Source organism: Halorubrum aidingense JCM 13560, assembly GCF_000336995.1.
Taxonomy (GTDB): Archaea; Halobacteriota; Halobacteria; order Halobacteriales; family Haloferacaceae; genus Halorubrum; species Halorubrum aidingense.
This window is the reverse complement of record NZ_AOJI01000024.1, coordinates 56,278-80,734: the sequence shown is the minus strand read 5'-3', so window position 1 is coordinate 80,734 and position 24,457 is coordinate 56,278. Positions and strand designations below refer to the sequence as shown.

The following is a 24,457-nucleotide window of genomic DNA, read 5'->3' as shown; positions in this document are numbered from 1 at the left end:
TGTAAGCGTCTCGCCGATGGCTGTCGAGCGATCGGTCTCCGCGGTGGCCGTCTCGGAGGTCCCGACCGCCTCCGCACGGTTTATGCCCGCGGGCGACCGGATCCGTGGTATGCCAACGGCGGACCGAGAGACGGTGACGGGGCTGCCGCCCGGGATCGCCGCCGCCCGCGAGGAGCTGACGCCGATGCTCTCTCAGTACGCGGACCTGTGCGCGCCCCACGAGGACGCGCTCGTACTGTTTCAGGTCGGCGACTTCTACGAGGCGTTCTGCGAGGCGGCCACGGCCGTCTCCCGGGTCTGTGAAGTGACGCTGACGGAGCGCTCCGACTCGACCGGCGACTACCCGATGGCGGGCGTCCCCATCGACAACGCCGCGCCGTACCTCGACTCGCTGCTCGACGCCGGCTACCGCGTCGCGCTCGCCGACCAGGTCGAAGACGCCGACCAGGCCTCGGGGCTCGTCGACCGGGCGGTCACCGAGGTGATCACGCCCGGAACCGTCGTCGAGGACGACTTACTGGAGGCCGGCACGACGAACTACGTCGCGGCGGTGGCGGCCGGTGAGGAGGAAGCGGACCCCGACGGCTCCGTCGGTCTCGCCGCCGTCGACGTGTCCACGGGCGAGTGTCTCGTCACCGCCGGCGACCGCGACGCGATCGCCGAGGAGCTCGACCGCGTCGCCCCCGCGGAGCTGATCACCGGACCCGCCGCCCCCGACTTCGCGCCCGCGGACGCCGAGCGCGGCTGGACCACTCACGAGTACGACGCGGACGTCTTCGATCGGTGCGCGGCGACCGAACGGCTCTCGGCGTACCTCTCCGCCCCGGAGCGACGGTTCGACGCCGACGCCGAGCTTCGGGCGGCCGGCGCCGTGCTCGCGTACGCGGAGTACACTCAAGGCGACGACGGACCGCTCTCGTACGTCACCCGGATCCGGCGGTACGACCCCCGCGACCGGCTCCGGCTCGACGCGGCCGCCCAGCGCAGCCTGGAGCTGTTCGAGAACCGCGGGCTCGGCGCGAGCGACACCCTGTTCGACGCCCTCGACGAGACGAACTGCGCGCTCGGTCGGCGCCGTCTGGAGCGGTGGCTCCGGCGCCCCCTCGTCGACGTCGAGGCGATCCGGAGCCGTCACGACGCGGTCGGCGAGCTGGCCGACCGAAGCCTCGTCCGCGAGGGCGTCGCCGAGGCGCTGTCGACCGCCTACGACCTCGAACGCCTCGTCGGGCGGATCTCCCGCGGCCGCGCCGACGCCCGCGACCTCCGGTCGCTGCATGCGACGCTCGCGGTCGTTCCGGAGCTGAAGGCGACGCTGGCGGGTGAAGAAGACACCGCCTCCGAGGCCGACGACGCTGACCGCCCCCGCACCGATCACCTCCGCGACCTCCGGGACCGCCTCGACGAGCTCGTCGCCGTCCGCGAGCTGATCGACGAGGCCATCGCCGTCACCCCTCCGCCCGAGATCACCGAGGGCGGCGTGATCCGGGACGGGTTCGACGACGACCTCGATGCCCTTCGTGCGACCGAGCGCGAGGGTCGCGAGTGGGTCGCCGACCTAGAGGCGACCGAGCGCGAGCGCACCGGGATCGACTCGCTGTCGGTGGGTCACAATCAGGTCCACGGCTACTACATCGAAGTGACCGACGCCAACGCGGACCGGGTCCCGGACGACTACCGCCGGCGACAGACACTCAAGAACAGCGAGCGGTACGTCACCCCCGAGCTGAAAGAGCGCGAGGAGGAGATCGTCGCCGCCGCCGAGCGCGCCGACGCCATGGAGTACGAGCGGTTCGTCGACGTCCGCGAGCGCGTGGCCGCCGAGACCGAACGGATCCAGGGACTCGCGGAGGCGCTCGCCGAGCTCGACGCCCTCTGTTCGTTCGCGGCCGTCGCCGTCGGCGGCGACTACGTCCGCCCGGAGATCGTCGACGACGCGGATGCCGGCGTCGAGATCGAGGGGGGTCGCCACCCGGTCGTCGAGCGCGGGTCGGGGTCGTTCGTTCCCAACGACGCGTCCCTCCCCCGCGGCTCGATCGCGGTGATCACGGGGCCGAACATGAGCGGGAAGTCGACGTATATGCGGTCGGTCGCGCTCGCGGTCGTGCTCGCGCAGACCGGCTCGTTCGTCCCCGCGCAGGCCGCCACTCTCCCCGTCTTCGACCGGCTGTTCACCCGCGTCGGGGCCTCCGACGACATCGCCGGCGGGCAGTCGACGTTCATGCGCGAGATGAGCGAGCTGACGGAGATCCTCCACGACGCGGGCTCCGACTCGCTCGTGCTCCTCGACGAAGTCGGGCGCGGCACCGCCACGACCGACGGGCGCGCCATCGCCCGCGCCGCCGCCGAGTTCATCCACGACGATCTGGGCGCGACGACCCTCTTCGCCACTCACTACCACGAGCTCACCGACCTCGCGGCCGAGCGCGAGCGCGTCTTCAACCTCCATTTCACCGCCACCCGCGAGGACGGCGACGTGACCTTCCTCCACCGGATCGTCCCCGGCGCCTCCTCCTCGTCGTACGGCGTCGAGGTCGCCGAACTCGCCGGGGTTCCGGCGCCCGTCGTCGAGCGATCGCGGTCGCTAGTTACGGAGGACGACGATCCCGTAGGGAGAGACGCCGATCCCGCAGGCGGGATTGTGGCCGACGAGTCCGGCGCGACCGGTGACGACGAGGCCGCACGAGGTGCCGCCGACACCGCTCCCGACGACGCTACCCCCACTGCCGACACCCGGGACTCCGACACCCGGGCCGACGACGGGACGCCCGGCCTCGCACCCGACCTCGCGGCCGAACTCCGCGACATCGACCTCGCGCAGACGACGCCGATCGAGGCGCTGAACGCCCTGCACGACCTCCAGTCGAGGATCGACGATGGAGAGTGACGAAGCGGCCGCCCGGGTTCGCCGACTCGACCCCGCCACCGTCGATCGGATCGCCGCCGGCGAGGTGGTCACCCGACCGGCGCGGGTCGTCGCGGAACTGATCGACAACGCGCTCGACGCCGGGGCGTCCCGCGTCGAGATCGCGGTCGAGGGTGACGGGACCGACCGGATCCGCGTCGCCGACGACGGCCGCGGGATGAGCCGAACCGACGCCCGTCGCGCGGTCGAGCGCCACGCGACGAGCAAACTCGCTCCCGACGGCGACCCGGTCGGGGTCGAGTCGCTCGGCTTCCGCGGGGAGGCGCTGGCCGCGATCGCCGACGCCGCGCGCCTCGAACTCGTCACGAGCGACGGCGGACCGGTCGGCACGCGGGTCGTCGTGGACGGGACGGCGACCACCGGACGCGCGCTCGTCCCCGGCGACCGCGACGACCGCGGTGACGGTGGCGACGGAGACGTCGGCGACGTCGGCGACAGTGACAGCGGTGATCCGACCGTCGCCGACGCCGGGCGCGCCCGCGGCACCACGGTGACCGTCGAGGACCTCTTCGCGACCCGCCCGGCCCGGCGCGAGTCGCTCGCGGGCGCCGCCGCCGAGTTCGCGCGGCTTTCGCGAGTCGTCGCCGACTACGCGCTCGCGGCCCCCGAGGTCGCGTTCACGCTCGATCACGACGGATCGACGACGCTCTCGACGTCCGGAACCGGCGTCACGGACGCCCTGCTGGGCGTGTACGATCGGGAGACTGCGAGCCGATCAACGGTCTTGGACGCGAGCGTCGACGGCGGGACGGCTTCCGGCGAGACGGCTTCCGACGAGACGGCTCCCGAGGAGACGGCTCCCGACGCGACCGACGTCGGCGAGGCGGTGTCGGTGTCCGTCTCCGGCGCCCTCGCGTACCCCTCGATCACTCGCGCCTCGCGCGATCACGTTCGGATCGCGGTGAACGGGCGGCCGGTCCGGAACGATCGGCTCGCGGCCGCGGTCCGGGCCGGGTACGGGCGGCTGCTCCCCGACGGCCGAGAGCCGGTCGCCGCGGTCGCCGTCTCGGTCCCGCCGGAACGAGTGGACCCGAACGTCCACCCGGCGAAACGCGAGGTCGGCCTCCGCGACCGCGAGGCGGTGGCCGCGGCCGTCGAGGCCGCCGTCGGCGACGCGCTCACCGGCGCCGACCTGCGCCGGAAGGCGTCCGTCGACACCGACCTCGAGTCGGCGCTCGACCCGGTCGGGGAGGCGGACGGGCGCCGCTCTGCGACCTTCGCGGACGCGGAACCGATCGGCGTGTTCCGCGACCTCTATCTCCTCGTCGAGGCGGGCGACGAACTGCTCGTGATCGACGGTCACGCCGCCCACGAGCGGGTGAACTACGAGCGGCTCGCCCGGGCGTTCGACGGCGACCCGGTTCCGACCGCCGCCCTCGACCCGCCGGCGACGGTGTCGCTATCGGCGCCCGAGGCGGCCGCGGCGGAGGCGCACGCCGCCGATCTCGCCGCGCTCGGGTTCGAGACGGAGCCGTTCGGCGGTGGGACGGTGCGGCTCCGGACCGTGCCGGCGCCCTTCGGACGCGCGGCCGACGCCGGGGCGTTCCGCGACGCGCTCGCGACGCTGTCGACCGGGGAGTCGCCGCGAGACGCGCGCGAAGCGCTGCTCGCCGACCTGGCGTGTCACCCCTCGGTGAAGCGCGGTGACCTCGGTGACCTCGACCGCGACGCGCACCGCTCGCTGCTCGATCGGCTGGGCGAGTGCGAGCGACCGTACGCGTGTCCGCACGGTCGACCGACGGTGCTCTCGGTCGACGAGGCGACGTTCGCGGCGGGGTTCGAACGGGATCAGTGAACTCCACGGGGAACCGGACGAGCGACGAGTCGGATGAGCGGTGAACCGCTCCGCGTCAATTGGCGGCAATCGGCGTCAACCGGCGTCAGCCGACGTCAGTCGCCGCCACTCGGCCGGCTTCCGGGAGGAGTATCGAGGCGCTCGACGCGCTCGACCGTCTCGTCGTCGGCGGCCGTCTCGGGCGGGTGCGTCACCGTCCGCTGCGGGTATGGGATGGAGATGCCGGCGTCCGCGAACCGGCGCTGGATCTCCTCGACGGCGGTCGCTTTCGACCGCCAGCGCGCCTGCGGCGTCGGCGGGTCGATCCAAAAGCGGAGATCGAGGAGGATCGCGGAGTCGCCGAACGCGGAGGGGATGACGTACGGTTTCGGGTTGTTCGCGACGGTGTCGATCCCCGTCAGCACGTCTTCGGCGATCTCGCTGGCGCGGGTCGGGTCGTCGTCGTAGCCGATGCCGACCTCCATGTGAATGCGGAGCCGCCCCTCCCGGCTCCGGTTGGTGATCGCCTGATTAGTGACGAGGTCGTTCGGCACCACGACGTACTCGCCGTCGAAGTTCCGCATGTGCGTGTTCATGATGGTGATCTCGGTGACGAACCCCTCCTCGTCGCCGATCTCGACCCAGTCGCCGATCTCGAAGGGGCGCGCGAACATCAACACGAAGCCGGCGATGAGCGACCCGAGCGTTTGTCTAGCGGCCATCCCGAGGACGATTCCGAGGAATCCGGCGCCGACGAGGAGCCCACCGAGGTTTACGCCCCAGATGCCGAGGACGGTGAGCCCGGCGACGGCGAGCAGCCCGACCTGCATGATCCGGGTGAGCAGTTGCTCTTGATGGGCCGTGATGCGGTCGCTGTCGTCCGACAGCGCCGAGACGTACGCCTCCAGCAGATCGCTCGCGATGTAGGCGCCCGCTAAAAGGAACCCGGAGAGTACGACCCGCGCGCCGACCGTCAGCGCGTTCTCCGCGACGGGCAACGCCGCGACGACGAGGGCGAACTGCCCCCACAGCGAGAGGATCGCGGCGGTGGCGAGCGAGAACAGCGCCAGTTGAAGGATGCCGACGATCAGTCGCAGTCCGAACGAGAGGGGGACGGCCTCCCGGAGCGTCGCGATTGAGTGTTCGCCGCGGCCGTCGAGGAACCGCTCCAGCCAGCGCGACGCGACGCGCTCGCCGGCGCGAACGGTGCGAGGAAGCAGGAGCCAGCCGATCGCGGCCGTCGCGAGGAGGATACCGAGTGTCGCGACGAGACGCGCCTCGGTCGTCGTGACGCCGCTCAAGAGCGCGTCGAACTGCGTTCCGAGTTGCGCGATCACGCTCCGAACGTTCGGCGTCGCGGTGATAAAACGTCCGTCCTGACTATCGTTTTGGAGAATGGCGGACCTGATCCGCTCACCGCCCGCGTCGGAGCTCTTCGATCAGCTGCTCGATGAGCACTGACTGCCGGTCGAGCCGCTCGGACTGGGCTTCGACCGTGCTGCGGAGCGCGGCGACCTCCGTCGCGAGGTCCTCGCCCTCGACGCCGGCGCTCTCGAAGGGCGAGCCGTCGAACGCGTCGGCGTTCGTCGGCGCCGACGATTCATCGTCCGGGCGGTCGGCGTCGCTGAGGCGGTCGGCGTCGCTGAGACGGTCGGCACCGGTGTCGACAGCGGACGTCTCAGACACGCTCTCGTCGGTTCCGCGGATGAGATCGGCGTCCGACGCGTCCGAGGCTGTCGACCCCGTCGACCCCGTCGACGCGGCGCCTTCGGGTCCGGCGTTGTCCGTGACGGCCGCGGTCGAATCCCCCGATGTCGGTGGCGCAGCATCCCCGACGCCGGCCGAGAGCGGGTCCGAACCGTCGCGGTCGGCGGGATCGGCACCTTCGGGTCCGGCGTCCCCGCGGTCGACATCACTCACGGCTTGGGACTCGGACCCCACCGCGGCGGTCGAGGCCGGTTCGTGCTCCGGCTCCGCCGCCGTGTCGGCCTCTGCGCTAGCCTCTCCGTTGGCCTCTGCGTTGGCCTCCGCTTCGGCCTCCGCGTCGGCCACGGGCGAGGCCGATAGCGGATCGGGTCCCTCGCCGAAGTCGGTGGTGCTGCCGGTGTTCGCCGTCGCGTCGGCGTCGCCGCCCCCGTCTTCGTCGGCCGCGACCGTCACCCGGAACTCCTCGAGGCTGTCGACATCGTGGAACGCGCACACGGCGTCGACGAGGGTCTCCCGGACCGCGCGGGCCGATTCGTTGGGGGCTTTGAAGCGCTCCGAGCGCCCGCCGTGCGCGAGCACGACGGCGGTCGCGACGGTTCCCTCCTCGAAGTCGAGATTCGTGAGGTCGGCGTAGGGGAACTCCTCGAACTCTTCGTCCCAGACCGCCGACCCGACGTGTTTGACGAGACGATCGCTGGTGACGACGAGGGTGAGGTCCGAAAATCGGAACGTGCGGACGACCGACTCGCCCGGGTCGGTGACGCTTCGCGCCGAGAGGACGCCGGCGAGGATCGGGTGGAGGACCTCGTCGGCGCGCTTGACGGGCACGGTGATGGTTTCGTCGCCGTCGAGGCCGTAGCCGAGGGTGAGTTTCGCCTTACGGCGGCCGGTCGAGAGCGCGATGTGCTCGACGTCGTGGGAGTACGTGGCGACCGACTCGTCGGACAACAGCCCGTCGCCGCGGTAGACGAGGGTTCGCGTCGGCGTGACCGCCAGGCGGTCGTCACCCCCGAGCGGGACCGTCGCGACGACGTTCTCGTCGCCGACGGTCTCCGCGAGCAGTTCGGGAAGGCTCATATCGCGGCTATCCGCCCCGCCGGTGATAAATCCGCGGGGTCCGCCGGAGCCGTGCGGTTGCGGTCGCGTGATCGTGGCGTCACGGACGCCGCCTCGCAGGCGCGGCACAGCGGCCGCGGCACCACGAATGCGAACGCGGAGTTCCGCGATCACCAACCGCCGATCGGCCGCCGATCGGCCGCTTGCCGGCTGCCGACCGGTCGCCGCCCGTTCCCTGTCACCGACTCACAATCCTCCGACGGATGGGAAGCTTAAAGAGTTTCATCGCGGTACGGAAAGGTGAGGCCGGGTGGCTTAGCTGGACATAGCGCCGCACTCATAGGGTTCGGAGATTCGGTGCGGTGACGCCTTGGAAGCGTCCGCGTCCTTCCCGTGGCTCCGCCGAGCCTCGGACCTGGGACATGCGGAGATCGTGGGTTCGGAGCCCACCCCGGCCACTCTATAATTCACATCCCGAGAGGCGTCGATGTCCCGCCGCGAGTCGCGGCGGGTTCCCCGAACGCGACGCCCCAGCCGAGAGGTGCGAGGCTTCAGTCGAAACGCCTACGGACTCCCGATGCGACGATGACTGTATGCAAGCGCGTGACCTGATGGTGACCGACGTGAAGACGGTCGCCCGGGACGACGACGTCGCGGACGTGTTCAAGCGATTCGCCCGCTACGACTTCAGCGGGTTCCCCGTCGTCGACGATGACGACCGCGTGGTGGGCGTCGTCACCGAGTCTGACCTCGTCGACCTGTTCGAACCGGACGACGAGACGCTGTGGATTCCGATCGGGCTCCCGCCGTTCGTCGACACGCTCACCTATCAGGTGAAGCCGCCGTGGGCCGACCTCGATCTGGGCGTGGACATGGTCCGCAACGCGGACCGCCCCATCTCCGACGTGATGAGCACCGACGTCGCGACGGTCACGCCCGACACGGACGTGGAGGTGGTGCTCGATCTGCTCACCGGTGACGACCCGGACATCAACCGGGTTCCGGTCGTCGACGACGACGAGCGGCTCGTCGGCATCATCGCCCGGCAAGACGTGATCCGAGCGTTCCGGGACAAGCGACTGGCGTAAGGTGCGGGCGGGTCACGACCGATTCGACGCCGATTCCGTCGTGATTCGACGCCGATTCCGTCCGGCGTGGAGAACCGATCGCAGCGGTGCGCGAATCGAACCGACCGACCGATTATTTATAAGTGGAGAATGGCGTTGCCGTCGGTGACACCCCGCGCTCTCACAGATTACCAGTCGTCGACAGCTCCGACGCCGGCTGCCAGCAGGGCTTCGCGCCCTCCGCGTATTTATAAGGAGTTGCCAGCGGATCGCCGGGGGACGCCTCCACAGGCCCCGCTGCTCCGCATCGCAATCGTCCCTCACACCTCCCCGGCCTCGTCAGTCGCCCGCCGCTTCGCTCAGGGATCGACCCGCACCAGCCACGCGTCCGGGTCCTCTATCTCCGCGCTCGTCGGAAGGTTCTCGGGGCGCTCCCAGACGACCCCGGCGGCCTCGATGCCGCGAGCGTCGGCGACGTGTCGGAAGAAGGCGGCGCCGCGCTCGTACTGCTGCCGTTTTAAGCCGAGACCGAGCAGCCGGCTCGCGAGCCGTCGAACCGGACCGCCGCCGCCGCGCCGCTCGTCGAGTTTGCGGCGCAGGTCGTCGTACTCGTCGTCGAACGCGCGGTCCATCAGCACCTCCGCGTAGCCCTCGACCGCCGTCATCGCCGCCTGTAGCTCCGCGAACGACTCGCGGTCCAGGTCGGCGACCGTCAGCCGTCCGCTCGTCAGCCCGTCGACGCCGCGCTCGACTCGCGATTCGAGGTACTCGGGGAGCCACGGCGCCGCGCCGAACTCCGCCGCGTGGGTGACCTCGTGGAAGGCGATCCACCGCCTGAACCGCGGGTAGTCGACATCGAGCGAGGCCGCGACGGCGACGATGTTCGGGTGGACGAAGTAGAGCCCGTGGGCCGCGTCGGGCTCGTCGGCGAGCAGCAACGGGTCGTACTGCCCGAGCACGTTTCGGGCGAGAAAGCCGAGCGCGAACGCCATCGATCCCGTGTTGGCGACCCGCGAGAGGTCCCGCGAGACGGTGAACACGGGATTCGACGCTCCGCCGGTCGGCTCCACGATCGACCCGCCGAGGACGCTCTCGTCGCTGCCGACCGCGGTTTCGTCACCGCCGGCCGCGGCCGCCTCGACGGGCGCCATCACGTTCCGGAAGGTGTCGACGCTCGCGTCGATCCAGTGGTGGCGGTTCTGCACCTCGATCGCGTCCGGCACGTCGAACTCGATGCCGGCGACGCCGCGGAGCCGGCCGCGCGCGTCTCGCACGTCGGCCGCGTACCCCTCGCGCTCCGTGGGCGTGAGCGCGAGCGAACCGGGGTCGGTGCTCGCCTTCGCAGCCGCCGCGGCCCGCTCCCAGTCGACGACGCCGGGGCCGGACGCCTCGGAGATCGCGCGGAGGCTTCGGAGAATGTCCATATCGGTTCGACGGGAGTCGCCCTCAAATCCCTTGTGTCGGTCTGCGGCCGGTCACTCGTCGCCGGCGATCCCGGACGGAACATCCTCGTCACGGCCGAGGAACTTCGCCGCGGCGAACCCGAGAGCGGTAACCAGCCCGGCGACCAGCAGGGCCAAACCGACGGTCGCCACCGAGCAACCGCAGCCGCCGTCGTCGACGTTCGAGCCGTCACCATTCGATCCGTCGTCCGCGACGCTGTCTCCCGTGACGCCGTCCGCCGGTCTCGCCGCCGCGGCCGTCTCGCCCGGTTCGACGACGAGCCCAAGCGGCCCGATATCGATGTCGCCGTCGCCGAGGGTGATCTCGAGCAGCGTGAACGATGTGTCACTCATACACCACTATTTGCGCGCCGACGGCTTATGCGTGTCGGGGGTGGCTGCATCGGGGCGCCGAAACGGGACATAGCGAGGTCTCGGGGCCGTGATCGTCCCGCTTCGTGTTCGAGCCTGTGATCGCCGCTCTCGGTTCGGATCGGCGAGTTCTTACTCGCTCCCCGACAGGCTCGCACATGAACGAGTCGCAGCGAGCGTTCCTCGACGAACTGCTCGCAACCGCCAGCCCGTCCGGCTTCGAGACCGCCGGTCAGCGGGTGTGGGCCGCGTACGTCCGCGAATTCGCCGACGACGTTTCGACCGACGCCTACGGCAACGCCGTCGCCGTACACGAGGGCGACCCCGATGCGCCGACGATCGCCTTCACGGGCCACGCCGACGAGATCGGGTTCATCGTCCGCGACGTGCTCGACGACGGGTTCCTTCGGATCGCCCGGATCGGCGGGTCCGACCGCAGCGTCTCGAAGGGCCAACACGTGACGATACACGCCGACGAGCCGGTTCAGGGCGTCATCGGGCAGACCGCGATCCACCTCCGCGATCCGACCGAAGACGAGTACGAGGAGATCACGGCGCAGTTCGTCGATATCGGCGCGACTGACGCCGCGGAGGCCCGCGATCACGTCGAGGTCGGCGACCCCGTCACCTTCACGACCGACGTCGAGGAGCTGGTCGGCGGCCGGATCGCTGCCCGGGGGATCGACAACCGAGCCGGCACCTGGGCGGCCGCCGAGGGGTTCCGCCGCGCCGTCGCCGCCGACGTCGACGCCACCGTCTACGCCGTCTCGACCGTCCAAGAAGAGGTCGGCCTGCAGGGCGCTCGGATGGTCGGCGTCGACCTCGACGACGTCGACGCGTTCCTCACCGTCGACGTCACCCACGCGACCGACAACCCCGACGTCGACCGCGAGCGCCGCGGGCCCGTCACGCTCGGCGACGGCCCCGTGGTCACCCGCGGCAGCGCGAACCATCCAGTGCTCGTCGACCGTGCGCGAGCGGCGGCGACCGACGCCGATATCGACGTGCAGTTGCAGGCCGCCGGCACACGGACCGGCACCGACGCTGACGCCTTCTTCACCTCGTGCGGCGGCGTTCCGTCGCTCACCATCGCGATCCCGAACCGGTACATGCACACGCCGGTGGAAGTCATCGACCTGGACGACCTCGACGCCGTCGCCGACCTGCTCGCCGCGATCGCCGCCGGCGCGGCCGACCCGGACGAGTTCGTCGTCAACGTGTGAGTCGCGGCGGGCGGGGACGACGGTCGCAGTCGGTGGCATCGACCGCCGCAGCGGGCGGGGACGATCCACGGTAAACCACGGCACGGCGCGGTCAAAACGGAACTGTTTTACAATCGCCTTTCGTACCGATAGATGCGTCAAACAGACGTGCGCTCTGGTGGTGTAGTCCGGCCAATCATATTGCCCTCTCACGGCAATGACCTGGGTTCGAATCCCAGCCGGAGCATTCTAACTCGACGCCTTCTTCCGATTTTCGCCGTGAACTAACCAGAGGTAAACCCATGTTCACGGCAATGCGACTCACAAGGTGTATTGAACCCGACGCCGTCTTGCGATCGCCGAAATCGAGGGGCAATGACTCGGGATACCGTCAGGAGGGGCAGGCAATGAAAGACGCTGACCGGGAAACCGACCCCTTAATTCTGGTAGGAAAAGTAAGAGAAGATTCACCTAATATTTACTTAAAAAGCACGTCAATCAAGGCTGTAAATACGACACTCTGGAAACATCGCGTTCCGACTGCGGGACATCTCGATGAGTTCGTCGAGGAGCGTCCGAGAGGTCGCATCCTTCCGAACGCTGAGACACAGGAGAACGATGTGCTGATGAAGTGTGTACCGTCGTTTCGAGAACTTCGAAGAGTAGTGGGTGACAGTTCGACGAGCAAGTGAAATGCCTGCTCAATACATCGGAGTAACCGCGATCTTGGGAGGGCTTGCATCCAGTCAAACTACCCCGCGAACCTGTAACTCTTTGAGTATTTCAACGGAGTAATATATTAGTAATAATATGAACGCATTGTAGCGTCTCTCACGGGCTGCCCGACGTTCAGCCGTCTGGGTCAGCCGAATACCCCGCGTCTTTTTATTGATCTCAGGTGAACCACACGGCATGTCGGATCTTGGAGTACCGAACAATCGAGTGCTGGCCGCGGACCTCTTTGCCGTCGTCGCGACTGTCATACTGCTGGCCGGTATCGTGTTCACTCCGCTCGGTGATATCCGAGGTCTCGCCGTCGTCATCGGGCTTCCTTTTGTGCTACTCGTTCCGGGGTACGCGCTCGTTTCAGCGGTGTTCCCGCGTAGAGGCGACTTGGCACCGGGCTCCGCAACGGAGATCTCGTGGGTAGCGCGTATCGGTGCGAGCGTTGCCGGGAGCGGGATTGCCCTCACCGTCGTTGGTGTGATGCTTGATTTCACGATCTGGGGATTTGACCGGACGGCTATTGTCGTAGGGCTGTCAGTCGTCTCCGTTGGGGCAACAGCCGTTGCGTGGTATCGACGTCGGAGTCTCGATACGGCCTACCAAGCGGGTATTGGCCTCGGTGCCGTCCGCTCAACCGTTCGCACTGCCGTGATCGATGAGAGCGCCGTCAGCGTCGTCCTGACGATTCTCATGGTCATTGCTGCTGCTGGGGCGGTCGGTGTCGTCGCCGAGGAGTCGACCAGCGACGGATCGGTCATCGAACTGTATGTTCTCGGCGAAAACGAGTCGGGTGAACTCACGGCGGGGGCCTACCCCTCGAACGCAACTGTCGGCGATCCGATCACCGCTGGTGTCGGCGTCGGAACAAGCACGTTGTCGTTCGATGGCTATGTTACGGTACGGCTCGAACGCGTGACGGTCGACGGAGACGACGTCACTGTCAGGGAGTCACGTCGCCTCGGTAGAATCGACATTCAGCTCTCTCCCGGTGAGAGGACGATCCGTCGCCACACTGTCCAACCGTCGATGGCCGGTGAAGAGCTTCGGATGACATATCGCCTCTACCGGACCGGGTCGGAGTCTCCACTCCGGCAAGTCCACGTCTGGCTCACTGTAAGACCAGCGTAAAACGCCGTACCCGTTCACCGTATCGACGAATCTGGTAGCCTCTCTGCGTCCTGAGTTCTGTGAGCCGTCCTGGCGTTAGCCGTGGGAAGACGGTTGATCCACGCTCCCGCTCTCCGTTCCAAGAACCCATGACTTCTCTGAAACGAAGCAGATACGCTGGCGTTGTCCCCTGCATAGGGGAGCGTTAAGATGAGCTTACCAAGACCTCAGTTTTTATCTACTAAGCAGCCCATATACGCATAGAAGTCACCTCATGTGGCTTTACAGGAGACAGATTGTGAGGACCAACGCAGTAACAGTTCGAGTTACAGGTCGTGACGTGACACCTCCTCTCGGTTTCTCGGAGGGGTCATCTACACTACGTTCTGGCCGCGGTTCGATGGTCTCGCTCGACGGTCCGCTCCGAACTGCGTGGACGGATGCTGGATCATGACTGATGCAAACAACCGTGTCGTCCGCGACGAGCCGGATGCCGTGGACGCCTCCGATACGATCGCTCCGCCAGCGGCTCGTTTGCTACAGAACGTCGCAGTCGGTGTCGTACTGACCGATAGTAACACGGATGCTGCGTTACGGACTGCAATTCGAGCACGACACCGCGGTCATACGGTGTTCGTGGTCTCCAATTTAAAAAACGACGAGACGCTAGACACGTTAGCAGACCTCGGTGCCGTCGTTCTCTCTCCGCCTTCACGGCGGACCAGCCAAGGCGAGTTTCATCAGTTGTTATCTCGAACGGCCAGAGAGCGAGGCTTGTCGGGGATTATCTTACAGACACGTGATTGTCCTCGCATCGACTACGATCGGACGGCTGTTGCGTTTGAGAATGCCGATTACGAGGTCATTGCTATCCCCGAACACTGGGATCAAACAACTGACAGTCCAACGATCGTCGTCGGCATCCCGGCGTACAACGCCGCGGACAGCATTGGGAAGGTAGTTGATCGCGCCGCCGCGTACGCCGATGAGGTCATGGTCGTGGACGACGGGAGTCGTGACGACACGGCCGACCGCGCTCGCGATGCCGGCGCAATCGTCGTGGTGCACGAACGAAACCGGGGGTACGGGGGTGCACTCAAAACGCTCTTCCGCGAGGCCGCCGACCGACGGGCGGCGCATTTGGTCGTCATTGACGCCGACGGCCAACACGACCCGGGAGACATTCCAACGCTCGTCGAGACACAGACGCGCCAGGATACCGATATCGTCATCGGAAGCCGCTACGTCGGTGAGCGGAAGACGAAGATCCCCTTCGTCCGGTCGGTGGGGTTAGCGGTCATCAACCACCTCACGAACGCCAGCCTCGGAAAGCTTCGCCCCAGCGGGTTCATCCGGGACACGCAAAGCGGCTACCGGAGCTATAGCCTGTACGCGGTCCGATCGCTCGCGGCCGATCCGCTGATCGGGGACAACATGGGCGCGAGCACGGATATCCTTCATCACGCGCACCGGAACCGCCTGAGCGTGTCGGAGGTCGAAACGACGATCTCCTACGATGTCGAGAACGCCAGCTCACAGGGGTCGGTGTCTCACGGTCTCGATCTCCTCCGGAACATCTTCTGGACGATCGAGTACGGGAAACCGCTACTCATCCTCGGGCTCCCCGGCGGTCTGATCACCCTATTCGGCGTCACGCTGACGATCCAGTTTCTCGTACACGCCGCTCAGACCGGCACGAGCGTTTCGATCCGGCTGGTCCCGCCTATCCTGTTCGCGGTCGGGGGGGTGCTGCTGTGTATCGCGGCGGTGATGATGCACGTGTTGAACCGGCATCCGAATATCAACAGACTGCGCAAGGACGGCAACAGCTAAACGGCCGGCTCGACTTGACAGCAGCATGATAGCGGTCGCATCCATGGTGACGAACGATGCCCCGTAGGATCGTCGCAGGGGGACGCCCTCACGACTGGTTCGGTCCTCGGTACCCCGCGCGAGTGTTCGGTGTTCTGGGCCTCGCACTCGTGGGCGGCGGTCTGGTGATCTCCCAGTTCGACACGCTGCTGTTCGTCTGGGGCGGCACCGCGCTCTTCGTCGCGTTCCTGCTCTCGTTCGTGATGACCGGCACCACGGTGTCGTCGGCCGTCGCGACCGACATCTACACGACGATGGCCCGCAACGTCCAGCAGCCGCGGCCAGCGACCGATCACGAATACGTCCCCGATTCTGGCGGCGTCACGCTCGTCGCTGGAGACCGCGAGTTCGATCCCACGGGCGAGCAACTTCTGCGGGCCCACGACGGCCTTACGACGGCCGAAACGATCGGCACCCAGCTTTCAGTGCTAGTCGACGTGTTGGTCAACGACCTCGAGCTGGCCGCGCGCGCCACGGCAACGACCGACGACGAGAGCGCAACAGTGACCGTCACCGGGAGCCGTATCGGAACCACGGAACTGTTCGACCACCCCGTGGCCTCGGTCATCGGCGTCGGACTCGCTCACGGACTCGGAGTTCCGGTCACCGTCGAGACGTCGCGCGAAGACGGGAATTTGGTCGTCGTTGCAAACCTTACAACGAGCGAATAAACTTCCCGAACGTCCGGAGACCGACCAGTGCGACGAACACGACCGTCCCAACGAGCAGCGGCCATCGGAGACGTGTCCGCCACTCGACAGTCGTGTGAATCGGCGTGGTCAACGCGGTTATCACCACGAGCCCAACGAACGAGACAATGAACGCGTATTCGAGCGTCAGTGACTCCACACTCGCCAGAATACCGACGCCACCGAGCGTCCAGCCGATTTGCCCGAACAGAAACTGACGCTGGCGGGCGGTCGTCATTACGCGGATTACTTGGCCGGAGGGTATAATTTCACCGCTGCGGTGACAGCACTAGGTTGAAGAACCCGCCTGCTGTCAGGTACTGCACCGATGTTCCCGTGGACTCACGCTGCGTTCGGCTATCTTTTGTTACTCTCTGTCGCCGTTCTCCTCCACCACCGCCTCTCACGGGCCGAACTGATCGCCGTGATCGTCGCGACCCAGCTTCCGGACCTCGTCGACAAACCCCTCGCGTGGTGGTTTAGCATCCTCCCGTCGGGACGCTCGCTGGCCCATTCACTGTTGGTGGCCGTTCCCCTCTCGCTTATCATCCTCGCGATCGCGTGGTATCTGACGCATCCCGAAGTGGGACTCGCCTTCGGCGTCGGCTACGCTAGCCACTTAGTCGGCGACAGCTATATCGCACTCTACTACTGGCGACCCGAGGAGCTCACCTACCTCCTGTGGCCGCTGCTCCCGCCGTACCCCTACGACGATTTCGTCGGGCTGACTGACTTCTTCTCTCAAGTGGCAATCACTCGAAATTTTGTAATCATCTTTATTGCCGCGACCGCCGTCGGACTCGGCTTCGTCGTCCAGTTCGTCCGTGCCGAACCCCTCCCCCGATAGGCGTCGGGCCGACCACCGCCTATTTACAATCGGCTCACGAGAACCCATCATGACGCCGACTGTTGCCAATAAGACGGTTCTCGTGACCGGTGGCGCGGGTTTCATCGGGAGCCACATCGCCGACGCGCTCTGTCCGGCCAACGACGTCCGCGTCTTTGATACGTTCACTAACGGCGACCGGGCCAACTGCCCGGACGAGGCGACGGTTATCGAGGGAGATATCCGCGACGAGACGGCGCTCGAAGCCGCTGTCGACGGCGTCGACATCATCTTCCACGAGGGCGCGATCGTCAGTGTCTCTCAGTCCGTCGACGATCCGACTACGAGTCACGCGGTCAACGTCGACGGCACTCTCACCGTGCTTGAGGCGGCTCGCCGCGAGGATGCCCGAGTCGTCTTTGCGTCGAGCGCCGCGATCTACGGGATGCCGACGGCTCTCCCAGTGACCGAAACGGCTCCAAAAGAGCCGACCTCCCCTTACGGCCTCGAGAAACTCTCGGGAGACCATTACTGTCGGCTGTACGCCGACCTCTACGGGCTCCCCACGGTCGCGCTCCGGTACTTCAACGTCTACGGTCCCCGCCAGTCCGGGGGCGATTACGCCGGGGCCATCACCGCGTTTACCAGACAGGCGCGCGCCGGCGGACCGCTGAAGGTACAGGGCGATGGAAACCAAACCCGTGATTTCGTCAACGTCGCCGACGTGGTCCAGGCGAACCTGCTGGCGGCCACCACCGACGCGACGGGCGAAGCGTTCAACGTTGGGACCGGTGTCGCGACGACCGTGACTGACGTCGCCGAAACTGTCCGTGATCAGATCGCACCGTCTGCCGACATCGAACACGTCTCTCCGCGGCAGGGCGACATTCGCGACAGCGTTGCGGACATCGAAAAAGCCCGCGAGCTGCTAGGCTACGAGCCCACCGTCTCGCTCGCTGAGGGGCTAGAGCGCTACTTGTCTTAACCTTCGACGATAACGGTGCCGTGCATCCCGGCCTCGTGTGGAATACAGAAGTAGGGATACTCGCCGACCGTCTCGAAGGTGTGGCTGTAGGTCTCTCCCTCTCCGACGCTTCCGCCGCTCGGATACGCCGAGCGCGCGGCTGCTTCGGTTTCGAAGTCGCCGGACGCGAAGTAGGCCGCACCGTCGGGGAGGTCGGCTTCGTAGGCCGTCGCACTGTGGGGGACCGCACCGGTCGTCTCCCAGACGACGGTTTCACCGGCTCCGATCCGCACCACCTGTGGGTCGAATTTGAGGTCGTCGGTCATCGCGACGGTCGTCGGCTCCGTGTTCCCCGTCGGTGGCCCCCCATCGTCGGGGGTCGACCCGCTACAGCCGGCCACGCCCGTGGCGAGTGCGGCCCCGCTCAACCGTAGCACGGTTCGTCGGTCGTACATGTGTACCGATTGGAAGCCAGTAGGATAAGGATAACCGCCTACAAACACTTTTGGCGCCGCCGATGGAATCACCAGCAACCATCGTGTTTCAATGGATCTTCTAGATTACCTTCGTCGTCCGCTTACGCTTCCCGTTCTTGTTTGCGTAACGGCGGCAGTCGGCCTGTTGACATTAGATGCTCTTCGGATTCTACCGCGGCCAACAGTGCTCCGGGCTGGGTACGCCAGTATCGGTGCCGTCGTCGCGCTGATTCTGTTCGGCGTTTCACAAGCGGAGCCTCCCGACCACTCGAAGCGCCTTCCGCCGTCTCTCGCGACGAAGGTCGTCTTCATCGGTGCCGCGGGGGCCGTTATCGCTGCGGCGCAACTGAACTCGCGGCTTCTTCCGTTCGGAATCGTCCTCCCGTTGGGGTTGATCGTCGTCGCGTACCAGATCCGCGGCGAACCGTCGCCTCCCGCGGTGTTGACGCAACTGGGCTCGCTGTTTGCGGCCCTCCAACTCGGCAAGTACGTCACCACGGGATTCTATTTCGGTGGAACTGACACGTTCGCTCACGTCGCTGCCGTCGACACGCTCATCGAAGCCCGGTATACGACTGCGATTCCACACGGCTACGACCTGTATCCGGTCTTTCACTTTCTCATCGGCGCGGTCAAACACGCCACTGGGCTCCCGGCGTACGACGCGCTCGTTCTCACGGGCATCGGACTCATGACGCTCGTCGTGCCGATCGCATATCTTCTCGGCCAGTCGATACTCGGGTCGACGCGACTCGGGTTAACAGCCGCGCTGTCGGTGCCGATTCTGGAGTTTTTCTCGTACCATGCAGTATATTTCTACCCACAGGCCTTGGCGTCCGTGTTCCTCCTGATCGCCCTCTACATCAACAGCCAACTGCGTCAGGCCGGCGATGAACGAACCTTTCGTCGACTCTCGGTGTTCGTCATCGCCCTCGTCGCGACGATGGTTCTCACCCACCACCTCACGTACATCCTCTTTGCCGCTGTCGCCGCCGTCGCCGTCCCGGTCGCCTTAGTCCGTCCGTTGCTGTTCGGCCAGCCCGTCTCGAGTGCCGGGTCCCTTCGGTACCGGTGGCTGTTCCCCGGAGTGATCGGCGCGGTGTTACTCCTCGTCTACTGGTCGTACTCACCGAGTCTCATCACTGTCGGTATCGTCGAACTGACCGCCGGCGTGTTGTTCGACGTGGCGACGGTCCCGGCCGAGCAGTTATACACCTACGGGGTGTCGCTTCCGGCAGACACGGTCGGTCGAGCGATCGCCTGGTTACTGACGCCGACGGGTATCTACGCGGTCGGCCTGAGCGGGCTGCTGTTGGTCGCGGCCTACGAACTGCTGACCGAACACCGATCGTACCGACAGGGGTTCACGCTCACCGTGACCGGGCTCGGTCTCTCGGCTCTGTTACTCCCGATACCGGTCGCGATCCCCCAGATAGAGCGGCTGAAGTTCGTCGTGGCGCTCGTCGTGCTGTTCCCGTTGAGCGTGGGTCTCCGGCGGACGCTTTCGGTCGATCGCCGCCACGCCGTCGCCGCGTTCGTCGTCATCGCCATGCTCGGCGGGGCGACGGGGTTCACGGTGTTGGTGGCCGACGACCTCCCGGAGACGTACATCGACGAACCCCGAGAGCAGGTGGAAATGACCGACTCCGAGTTCGACTCGGTTGGGATGACGGCGTCGTTCCTCCAGCGATACGGCGACGGTCCCGCCGCCACCGACCGCGTGACGAACCGCGCGTTCGAGACGAGCGGCTTCAACGCAACCAGTCCGTTACAGGCGCGTCCCGGCGGGATACGAACCGACGGAACGTATCTGGTCGTTCGTGAACGGTGGACCGACCACCTTGTCGCGCTCGGGCAGGGGCTCAGAAGCGGTGAACTGAACAGCTTCGCCGTTTCCGATTCTCGGTTCGCGGCCGCCGATTCGCGACACGATAAGGTGTATACCACAACGCACGTTCGGGTGTATCGAAGCGACGACGGCTTCGAAGACGTCTACGGGACGAACGGCACGGCTCGGTAGAGCGCGCTCCGAACCAGCGCGAGCATCGAGACGGGGTGCGGGGAGATCCGGACTGCTCGGGAGAAGAACGTGACCGCGCGGTCGTAGTCGCCCGCTTCGTGGCAGGCCCGGCCGAGGTCCGTGTACAACTGGTTGTAATAGATCGGCAGATACGGCTGTGCCGCCGGAACCCGCTGGCTCACGAGGTAGCCGAAGCGTTTTGCATGGTCGAGATACGTGTCGACGGCCATCTCCGTGGCCATCATGCTTCGATCGTGGCGGCGACGCGTGAAGAGGTCCCGACAGCAGCAGACCCCCGCTTCAGTGGCGGCTTCGAGGACGTACAAGAGGTCCTCTCCCCGATCTAGACCGGTCTCGAAGCGGACGCTCACCTGTTCGGTATCGACGAGGATAGCCGAGGTGACCTCCGAGAGATCGCCGACGAACACGTCGTAGACGAAATCGTCGAGCGTCCCCGGTGACCCCTGGACGCACAGTCCCGCACCCGTCTCGGCCATCCGATCGAGCTGCCGGTCGAGTTTGTCCCTCGTCCACAGGTCGTCGGCGTCCAGAAACGCCACGTACCGCGTTTCGGCGCGGTCAAGGCCGGCATTCCGCGCGTCTGCGGGGCCAGTGTCCACGTCGTCGACGACGATGAGCTCTGTCGGGACGGTTTGGTCGGCTACCGTCTGTCTGGCCTCCTCGAGCATCTGTTCGGGTGTGTATCGCGGGCTGTACGGGACGACGACAGACACGGGCTCGGTCACCATTCCGCCATCACCTCGCGGTGAATCTCGTTGAGCCGTCGGGCGTGGTGCTGCCAGGTCCACTGCTGGTCGACGAGCCGCTGGTGGCCGGCGTCTCCCATCGCCCGCATTCGGTCGGGGTCGTCTAAGAGCGTCTCGAGCGCCGCTCGCAGTCGGTCGGGATCGTGTGGCGGCACTAAGACCCCCGTTTCGCCATCGACGACCATCTCCGGGATGCCGCCGACGTTCGACGCCACGACCGGGGTCTTCGCCGCCATTGCCTCGTAGATGACTGTCGGACGGCCTTCTTGCCAGCTCGGGTGAACGAGCGCGTCGGCGGCGATATGCCAGCGTCGAAGTGCGACGGGATCGAGCTGCCAAAACGAGCGTGTGGGATGCGGTGACTCCCCGAGCTGATCGAGCAGCCACCAGCGGAGGTCCCCCTCGTGGCCGACCGTGACGAGCAGCACGTCTTGGCGATCGAGTGCGTTCACTGCGCTAACCAGCTCTCGAATCCCCTTTTGTTCCGAGTAGGCGCCGACCGACAACAGCACCTTCGTTTCGGGATCGATACCGAGCTCCGCGCGGATCTGCTCGCGGCGGTCGGTCGGGAACTTCGTGGGGTCCTCGCCGATCGGGACCGTGAGGATCTTGTCTTCGGATGTAAACCGCTTGGCGACGCCGGCGAGTTCGTCACTGACCACGAGGATACGCGACGCGTACTCGATTGTCTCCCGGAGGCGTTTTTTTGCGCCTTTATTGAAGGATTCGTAGTTGTGGAGATCGACCGCGTGGCTGTTGACGACCAGCGGCAGGTCGTGCCGGCGGCAGTACTTCAACATGCCGTAGCCGTCGAGATAGATGTCCGAGACGTGAACGATGTCGTGTGGCGTCTCGAACGTGCGCTCGATGTACGGCGTGACGCGTTTCTGGATGGAGTCTCCCGAGACGTGGTAGAGGAATCGCTTGGGCACTAGGTACCAGAATCGGGGGTAGTGGGCGACGTACGTCCCCCACCGCTCGGTTTGCGGGACTCGGGCGTATTCCGAGTACGGACCCGCTGGCGGGGCAAACGGCGTCGGCACGACGAGATCGACCTCCGCGTCAGTGCGGTTCAACGCGTCGAACGAACGGTGGTTAAAGGGTGATCGAACCGGAAGCGCGTGGCTCTGGTGATGAATACAACAGCCCAACACTCTGTACGGCTCACCCCTCTCGCCGGTATAGCTCGAATCCGTCATTGTGACCTCCCAGAGGCGAGCACTCGCAGCCCCAACGCCGACCAGAAAGCCAGCCGAATGAGGTTCCGTGGACGCAGAAGCATCGACGCGTCGAGCCACGCCGTAGCCTCGCCGAACCGACCCTCGGAGAGGAAGTGTCCGACGAGCCCCATCTGATGGACTTGGCGCACCGGAACTCCACGACGTTCGAGGGTCGCGACCAGTTCGGCGTTCCGTTCGAGGTACCGCTGATCGTTTGCGACGTACGCCTCCGCCGGCGCATCACCCGTGAAGTGCGTCACGGCGAGGGGTTCGTCGACGTATGCGAGCTTGCCGACGGACAACACTCGGAGAACGAGGTCCCAGTCTTCGTAGATCGAGAGCCCCTCGTCGAAGCCGCCGGTCGAAGTGATGACGTCGCGTTCGACCAGCAGCGTCGACCCTGGCCCCATGAACACCTGCATCGATAGCAACGCTTCAGCTAACTCCTGGCCTCCCTCACGAGGGGCGCGCGAGCGGAAGACTGCCTCCGAAGCGGCGCCGGCGATCCGTCCGCCCACCGAGAGTCCGGTCGAGACGATGTCGCAGTACACGCCGACCCACCCCTCGCCCCGGTCGTCCAGCACCGAGAGCTGGCGGTCGAGCTTCCGGGGAAGCCATTCGTCGTCGGAGTCGAGAAAGGCGACGTAGTCGCCGCGAGCGGCCTCGACGCCGGTGTTCCGGGCAGCGCTCACACCGCGGTTGGTGTCGTGTGCGAGATACCGGACCCGCGGATCCTCACCGTCCTCGATCAACGCCTGTGTCCCGTCGGTACTCCCGTCGTCGACGACCAGCACCTCGATGTCGTCGACCGTCTGGGCGAGGGCGCTGTCGACGGCACGCGCGAGTGTCTCGGCCCGATTGTACGTCGGGATAATGACGCTGACGCGCGGCGCGTCCGTCGGCGACGTCTCCGTGCCGTTATTCATTCATAACCTCTCTGTGAATCTCGGAAAGTTGGTGAGCGTGGTGTGTCCAGGTCCACTCTTGGTCGAGCAGCCGCTGATGGCCGGCCGCACCCATCGTTCGGAGCCGCTCGGGATCATCAAGGAGGTACTCCAAGGCCTTTCGCAACCGATCGGCGTCGCTCGCGGGCGTCAACACCCCCGTCTCGCCGTCGACGATCATCTCCGGAATGCCGCCGACGTTCGACGCCAACACGGGTGTCTTCGCGGCCATTGCTTCGTAAATGACCGTTGGTCGAGCCTCGAAATGGCTCGGGAGGACAAGCAGATCCGATGCCACGTGGAGCCGACGGACCGCGATGGGGTCCAACTCCCAGTAGGCGTGCGACGGGTGCGACAGCTCACCCAACTGCTCGAGGAACCACCAACGCAGCGCGCCGCCGTGACCGACGGCGGCAACGGCCACGTCGTCGCGGTCCAGCGCCTCGAGCGCGGCGACCAACTCGCGGACCCCTTTCTCCTCCTCGAAGCGCCCGACGAACAGCAGTAGCTTCGTCTCGGGAGCGATGCCGAGTTCTCGCCGGATCGCCTCCCGGCGGTCCGTCGGATACTTTTCTGGGTCTTCGCCGATGGGGAGCGTCGTCACCTTGCTGGCGGGCGCAAAGCGTCTGGCGACGTCTGCGAGTTCGTCGCTGACGGTCAAGACGGCCGAACAGTAGTCGATCGTCTCGCGGATCTGCGACTGGACCGTCTTGTTGAAGCGATCGAAGTTTTTCAAATCACCGGCGTGTGAGAGCGCGACCAACGGAATGTCGTGCTTTCGGCAGTATTCGAGGCTGGCGTAGCCGTCGAGATAGAATCCGCAGGTCTGGACGACGTCATGGGGCGTCTCGAAGGTCCGTTCGACGTACCTCGTCACGCGCTTTTGTGCGGAGTTCCCCGAGACGTGATAGAAGTACTTCTTGGGCAGCATGTACAGGAATCGGGGGTAATGAACTCGATAGGAGCCCCACTGTTCCGTCTTCGGGACGTGTCGGTAGTCCGAGTACGGTCCCACTGGTGGCGCAAACGGCGTCGGTGACACCACATCGAGGTCCACCCCGGTAGCGTTGAGCGCGTCGAACGAGCGGTGGTTAAACGGAGTCCGGACTTGGAACACGTGATTCGGGTGTTCAAACGCACAGCCGAGGACGCGGTATGAACCCCTCGCTGTCTCCGTGTCCGCATCTGTCTGGGTGTTCCGGTTGTCTGTCATAGTACCATGCCGCCACGAGTCGTCGCAGCAGTAAGTTCGTCTAACTAACTACTGGGGGGACTGTTATGCTTTCCGGGAAAATCCAGGACA

The 24,457-nt window shown here is 66.2% G+C and carries 20 protein-coding genes, 2 tRNA genes and 1 pseudogene; 12 read left to right on the top strand and 11 right to left on the bottom strand.

The features are described 5' to 3' along the window. The first annotated feature begins 109 nt into the window (after window positions 1-109). Window positions 110-2,884, top strand: coding sequence for a DNA mismatch repair protein MutS (gene mutS, locus C461_RS09405; protein WP_049906504.1), 2,775 nt, complete (start codon window positions 110-112; stop codon window positions 2,882-2,884). Beyond that, entirely contained in the window at window positions 2,874-4,718 is a 1,845-nt protein-coding gene (locus C461_RS09400; RefSeq protein ID WP_008000667.1) for a DNA mismatch repair endonuclease MutL, read from the top strand. Before mutS ends, C461_RS09400 begins: the two co-directional genes overlap by 11 nt. A 95-nt stretch (window positions 4,719-4,813) precedes the next feature. Here the strand turns inward: C461_RS09400 and C461_RS09395 are convergent, their stop codons facing one another. Both C461_RS09395 and C461_RS09390 read right to left on the bottom strand, forming a co-directional pair. Next, complete coding sequence (locus tag C461_RS09395; protein ID WP_008000665.1) at window positions 4,814-6,034, bottom strand: mechanosensitive ion channel family protein; 1,221 nt, start codon at window positions 6,032-6,034, stop codon at window positions 4,814-4,816. A 76-nt stretch (window positions 6,035-6,110) separates the two neighbouring features. Then, window positions 6,111-7,481 carry a DUF7115 domain-containing protein gene (locus C461_RS09390; RefSeq protein ID WP_008000664.1) on the bottom strand — a complete coding sequence of 457 codons (1,371 nt, stop codon included), beginning with the start codon at window positions 7,479-7,481 and terminating at the stop codon, window positions 6,111-6,113. A 283-nt stretch (window positions 7,482-7,764) separates the two neighbouring features. Between C461_RS09390 and C461_RS09385 the strand changes: the two genes are divergently transcribed. Both C461_RS09385 and C461_RS09380 read left to right on the top strand, forming a co-directional pair. Continuing rightward, a tRNA-Met gene (locus C461_RS09385) sits at window positions 7,765-7,918 on the top strand. A 135-nt stretch (window positions 7,919-8,053) separates the two neighbouring features. Beyond that, a complete protein-coding gene (locus C461_RS09380; protein ID WP_008000663.1) occupies window positions 8,054-8,548 on the top strand; it encodes a CBS domain-containing protein in 495 nt (164 codons plus the stop codon). 338 nt (window positions 8,549-8,886) lie between these two features. Here the strand turns inward: C461_RS09380 and C461_RS09375 are convergent, their stop codons facing one another. Both C461_RS09375 and C461_RS09370 read right to left on the bottom strand, forming a co-directional pair. Continuing rightward, window positions 8,887-9,951, bottom strand: coding sequence for a zinc-dependent metalloprotease (locus C461_RS09375; RefSeq protein WP_008000662.1), 1,065 nt, complete (start codon window positions 9,949-9,951; stop codon window positions 8,887-8,889). Window positions 9,952-10,002: 51 nt separating this feature from the next. Continuing rightward, the gene (locus C461_RS09370) at window positions 10,003-10,323 is read right to left on the bottom strand and encodes a hypothetical protein (protein ID WP_008000661.1); all 321 of its coding nucleotides are present in this window, start codon (window positions 10,321-10,323) and stop codon (window positions 10,003-10,005) included. Between the two features lie 176 nt (window positions 10,324-10,499). Between C461_RS09370 and C461_RS09365 the strand changes: the two genes are divergently transcribed. Together C461_RS09365 and C461_RS09360 are read left to right on the top strand one after the other, a co-directional pair. Then, the gene (locus C461_RS09365; RefSeq protein ID WP_008000660.1) at window positions 10,500-11,564 is read left to right on the top strand and encodes a M20/M25/M40 family metallo-hydrolase; all 1,065 of its coding nucleotides are present in this window, start codon (window positions 10,500-10,502) and stop codon (window positions 11,562-11,564) included. A 151-nt stretch (window positions 11,565-11,715) separates the two neighbouring features. Further along, a tRNA-Glu gene (locus C461_RS09360) sits at window positions 11,716-11,790 on the top strand. 280 nt (window positions 11,791-12,070) lie between these two features. On the opposite strand, the pseudogene C461_RS15140 reads toward C461_RS09360, so the two are convergent. Continuing rightward, window positions 12,071-12,285 (bottom strand): annotated as a pseudogene (locus C461_RS15140) (IS5/IS1182 family transposase); the annotation flags it as partial. A 170-nt stretch (window positions 12,286-12,455) separates the two neighbouring features. Between C461_RS15140 and C461_RS09355 the strand changes: the two are divergent. The 3 genes from C461_RS09355 (at window position 12,456) to C461_RS09345 (ending at window position 15,919) form a co-directional block, all read left to right on the top strand. Beyond that, window positions 12,456-13,397, top strand: a complete 942-nt coding sequence (locus tag C461_RS09355; RefSeq protein WP_239639113.1) for a DUF1616 domain-containing protein — start codon at window positions 12,456-12,458, stop codon at window positions 13,395-13,397. Between the two features lie 429 nt (window positions 13,398-13,826). Continuing rightward, window positions 13,827-15,209 (top strand): glycosyltransferase family 2 protein, encoded by a 1,383-nt coding sequence (locus C461_RS15135; protein WP_152418377.1) that lies wholly within the window; start codon window positions 13,827-13,829, stop codon window positions 15,207-15,209. A gap of 164 nt (window positions 15,210-15,373) precedes the next feature. Beyond that, window positions 15,374-15,919 (top strand): hypothetical protein, encoded by a 546-nt coding sequence (locus C461_RS09345; RefSeq protein WP_239639112.1) that lies wholly within the window; start codon window positions 15,374-15,376, stop codon window positions 15,917-15,919. Here the strand turns inward: C461_RS09345 and C461_RS09340 are convergent. Further along, window positions 15,903-16,175, bottom strand: coding sequence for a hypothetical protein (locus C461_RS09340; RefSeq protein WP_008000654.1), 273 nt, complete (start codon window positions 16,173-16,175; stop codon window positions 15,903-15,905). The genes C461_RS09345 and C461_RS09340 overlap by 17 nt on opposite strands. A gap of 90 nt (window positions 16,176-16,265) precedes the next feature. Between C461_RS09340 and C461_RS09335 the strand changes: the two genes are divergently transcribed. Continuing rightward, window positions 16,266-16,784, top strand: a complete 519-nt coding sequence (locus C461_RS09335) for a metal-dependent hydrolase (RefSeq protein ID WP_008000653.1) — start codon at window positions 16,266-16,268, stop codon at window positions 16,782-16,784. Between the two features lie 49 nt (window positions 16,785-16,833). After that, a complete protein-coding gene (locus C461_RS09330; RefSeq protein ID WP_008000651.1) occupies window positions 16,834-17,748 on the top strand; it encodes an NAD-dependent epimerase/dehydratase family protein in 915 nt (304 codons plus the stop codon). Here C461_RS09330 and C461_RS09325 read toward each other — a convergent pair. Next, window positions 17,745-18,182: a cupredoxin domain-containing protein gene (locus C461_RS09325; protein ID WP_008000649.1), complete on the bottom strand. Its 438-nt coding sequence runs from the start codon at window positions 18,180-18,182 to the stop codon at window positions 17,745-17,747. The two genes, C461_RS09330 and C461_RS09325, sit on opposite strands and share 4 nt — an antisense overlap. Before the next feature lie 205 nt (window positions 18,183-18,387). Here C461_RS09325 and C461_RS09320 point away from each other — a divergent pair, with 205 nt between their 5' ends. Then, complete coding sequence (locus C461_RS09320; RefSeq protein ID WP_008000647.1) at window positions 18,388-20,223, top strand: hypothetical protein; 1,836 nt, start codon at window positions 18,388-18,390, stop codon at window positions 20,221-20,223. On the opposite strand, the gene C461_RS09315 is transcribed toward C461_RS09320, so the two are convergent. The 4 genes from C461_RS09315 to C461_RS09300 all read right to left on the bottom strand — a co-directional run bounded on the left by C461_RS09315 (window position 20,196) and on the right by C461_RS09300 (window position 24,271). Next, the gene (locus C461_RS09315) at window positions 20,196-20,972 is read right to left on the bottom strand and encodes a glycosyltransferase (protein WP_008000645.1); all 777 of its coding nucleotides are present in this window, start codon (window positions 20,970-20,972) and stop codon (window positions 20,196-20,198) included. The two genes, C461_RS09320 and C461_RS09315, sit on opposite strands and share 28 nt — an antisense overlap. Beyond that, window positions 20,966-22,066, bottom strand: coding sequence for a glycosyltransferase family 4 protein (locus C461_RS09310; protein WP_008000643.1), 1,101 nt, complete (start codon window positions 22,064-22,066; stop codon window positions 20,966-20,968). Before C461_RS09310 ends, C461_RS09315 begins: the two co-directional genes overlap by 7 nt. Window positions 22,067-22,185: 119 nt before the next feature. Continuing rightward, the gene (locus tag C461_RS09305; protein ID WP_008000642.1) at window positions 22,186-23,136 is read right to left on the bottom strand and encodes a glycosyltransferase family 2 protein; all 951 of its coding nucleotides are present in this window, start codon (window positions 23,134-23,136) and stop codon (window positions 22,186-22,188) included. After that, window positions 23,129-24,271, bottom strand: coding sequence for a glycosyltransferase family 4 protein (locus C461_RS09300; RefSeq protein WP_049906497.1), 1,143 nt, complete (start codon window positions 24,269-24,271; stop codon window positions 23,129-23,131). The genes C461_RS09305 and C461_RS09300 overlap by 8 nt, the downstream gene beginning before the upstream one ends. Window positions 24,272-24,457 lie beyond the last annotated feature (186 nt).

Excerpts from the sequence above, each read along its gene's own strand:
- mutS (WP_049906504.1), top strand. The coding sequence starts at position 110 with ATGCCAACGGCGGACCGAGAGACGGTGACGGGGCTGCCGCCCGGGATC.
- C461_RS09400 (WP_008000667.1), top strand. The coding sequence starts at position 2,874 with ATGGAGAGTGACGAAGCGGCCGCCCGGGTTCGCCGACTCGACCCCGCC.
- C461_RS09390 (WP_008000664.1), bottom strand. The coding sequence starts at position 7,481 with ATGAGCCTTCCCGAACTGCTCGCGGAGACCGTCGGCGACGAGAACGTC.
- C461_RS09380 (WP_008000663.1), top strand. The coding sequence starts at position 8,054 with ATGCAAGCGCGTGACCTGATGGTGACCGACGTGAAGACGGTCGCCCGG.
- C461_RS09375 (WP_008000662.1), bottom strand. The coding sequence starts at position 9,951 with ATGGACATTCTCCGAAGCCTCCGCGCGATCTCCGAGGCGTCCGGCCCC.
- C461_RS09370 (WP_008000661.1), bottom strand. The coding sequence starts at position 10,323 with ATGAGTGACACATCGTTCACGCTGCTCGAGATCACCCTCGGCGACGGC.
- C461_RS09365 (WP_008000660.1), top strand. The coding sequence starts at position 10,500 with ATGAACGAGTCGCAGCGAGCGTTCCTCGACGAACTGCTCGCAACCGCC.
- C461_RS09355 (WP_239639113.1), top strand. The coding sequence starts at position 12,456 with ATGTCGGATCTTGGAGTACCGAACAATCGAGTGCTGGCCGCGGACCTC.
- C461_RS15135 (WP_152418377.1), top strand. The coding sequence starts at position 13,827 with ATGACTGATGCAAACAACCGTGTCGTCCGCGACGAGCCGGATGCCGTG.
- C461_RS09340 (WP_008000654.1), bottom strand. The coding sequence starts at position 16,175 with ATGACGACCGCCCGCCAGCGTCAGTTTCTGTTCGGGCAAATCGGCTGG.
- C461_RS09335 (WP_008000653.1), top strand. The coding sequence starts at position 16,266 with ATGTTCCCGTGGACTCACGCTGCGTTCGGCTATCTTTTGTTACTCTCT.
- C461_RS09330 (WP_008000651.1), top strand. The coding sequence starts at position 16,834 with ATGACGCCGACTGTTGCCAATAAGACGGTTCTCGTGACCGGTGGCGCG.
- C461_RS09325 (WP_008000649.1), bottom strand. The coding sequence starts at position 18,182 with ATGTACGACCGACGAACCGTGCTACGGTTGAGCGGGGCCGCACTCGCC.
- C461_RS09315 (WP_008000645.1), bottom strand. The coding sequence starts at position 20,972 with ATGGTGACCGAGCCCGTGTCTGTCGTCGTCCCGTACAGCCCGCGATAC.
- C461_RS09305 (WP_008000642.1), bottom strand. The coding sequence starts at position 23,136 with ATGAATAACGGCACGGAGACGTCGCCGACGGACGCGCCGCGCGTCAGC.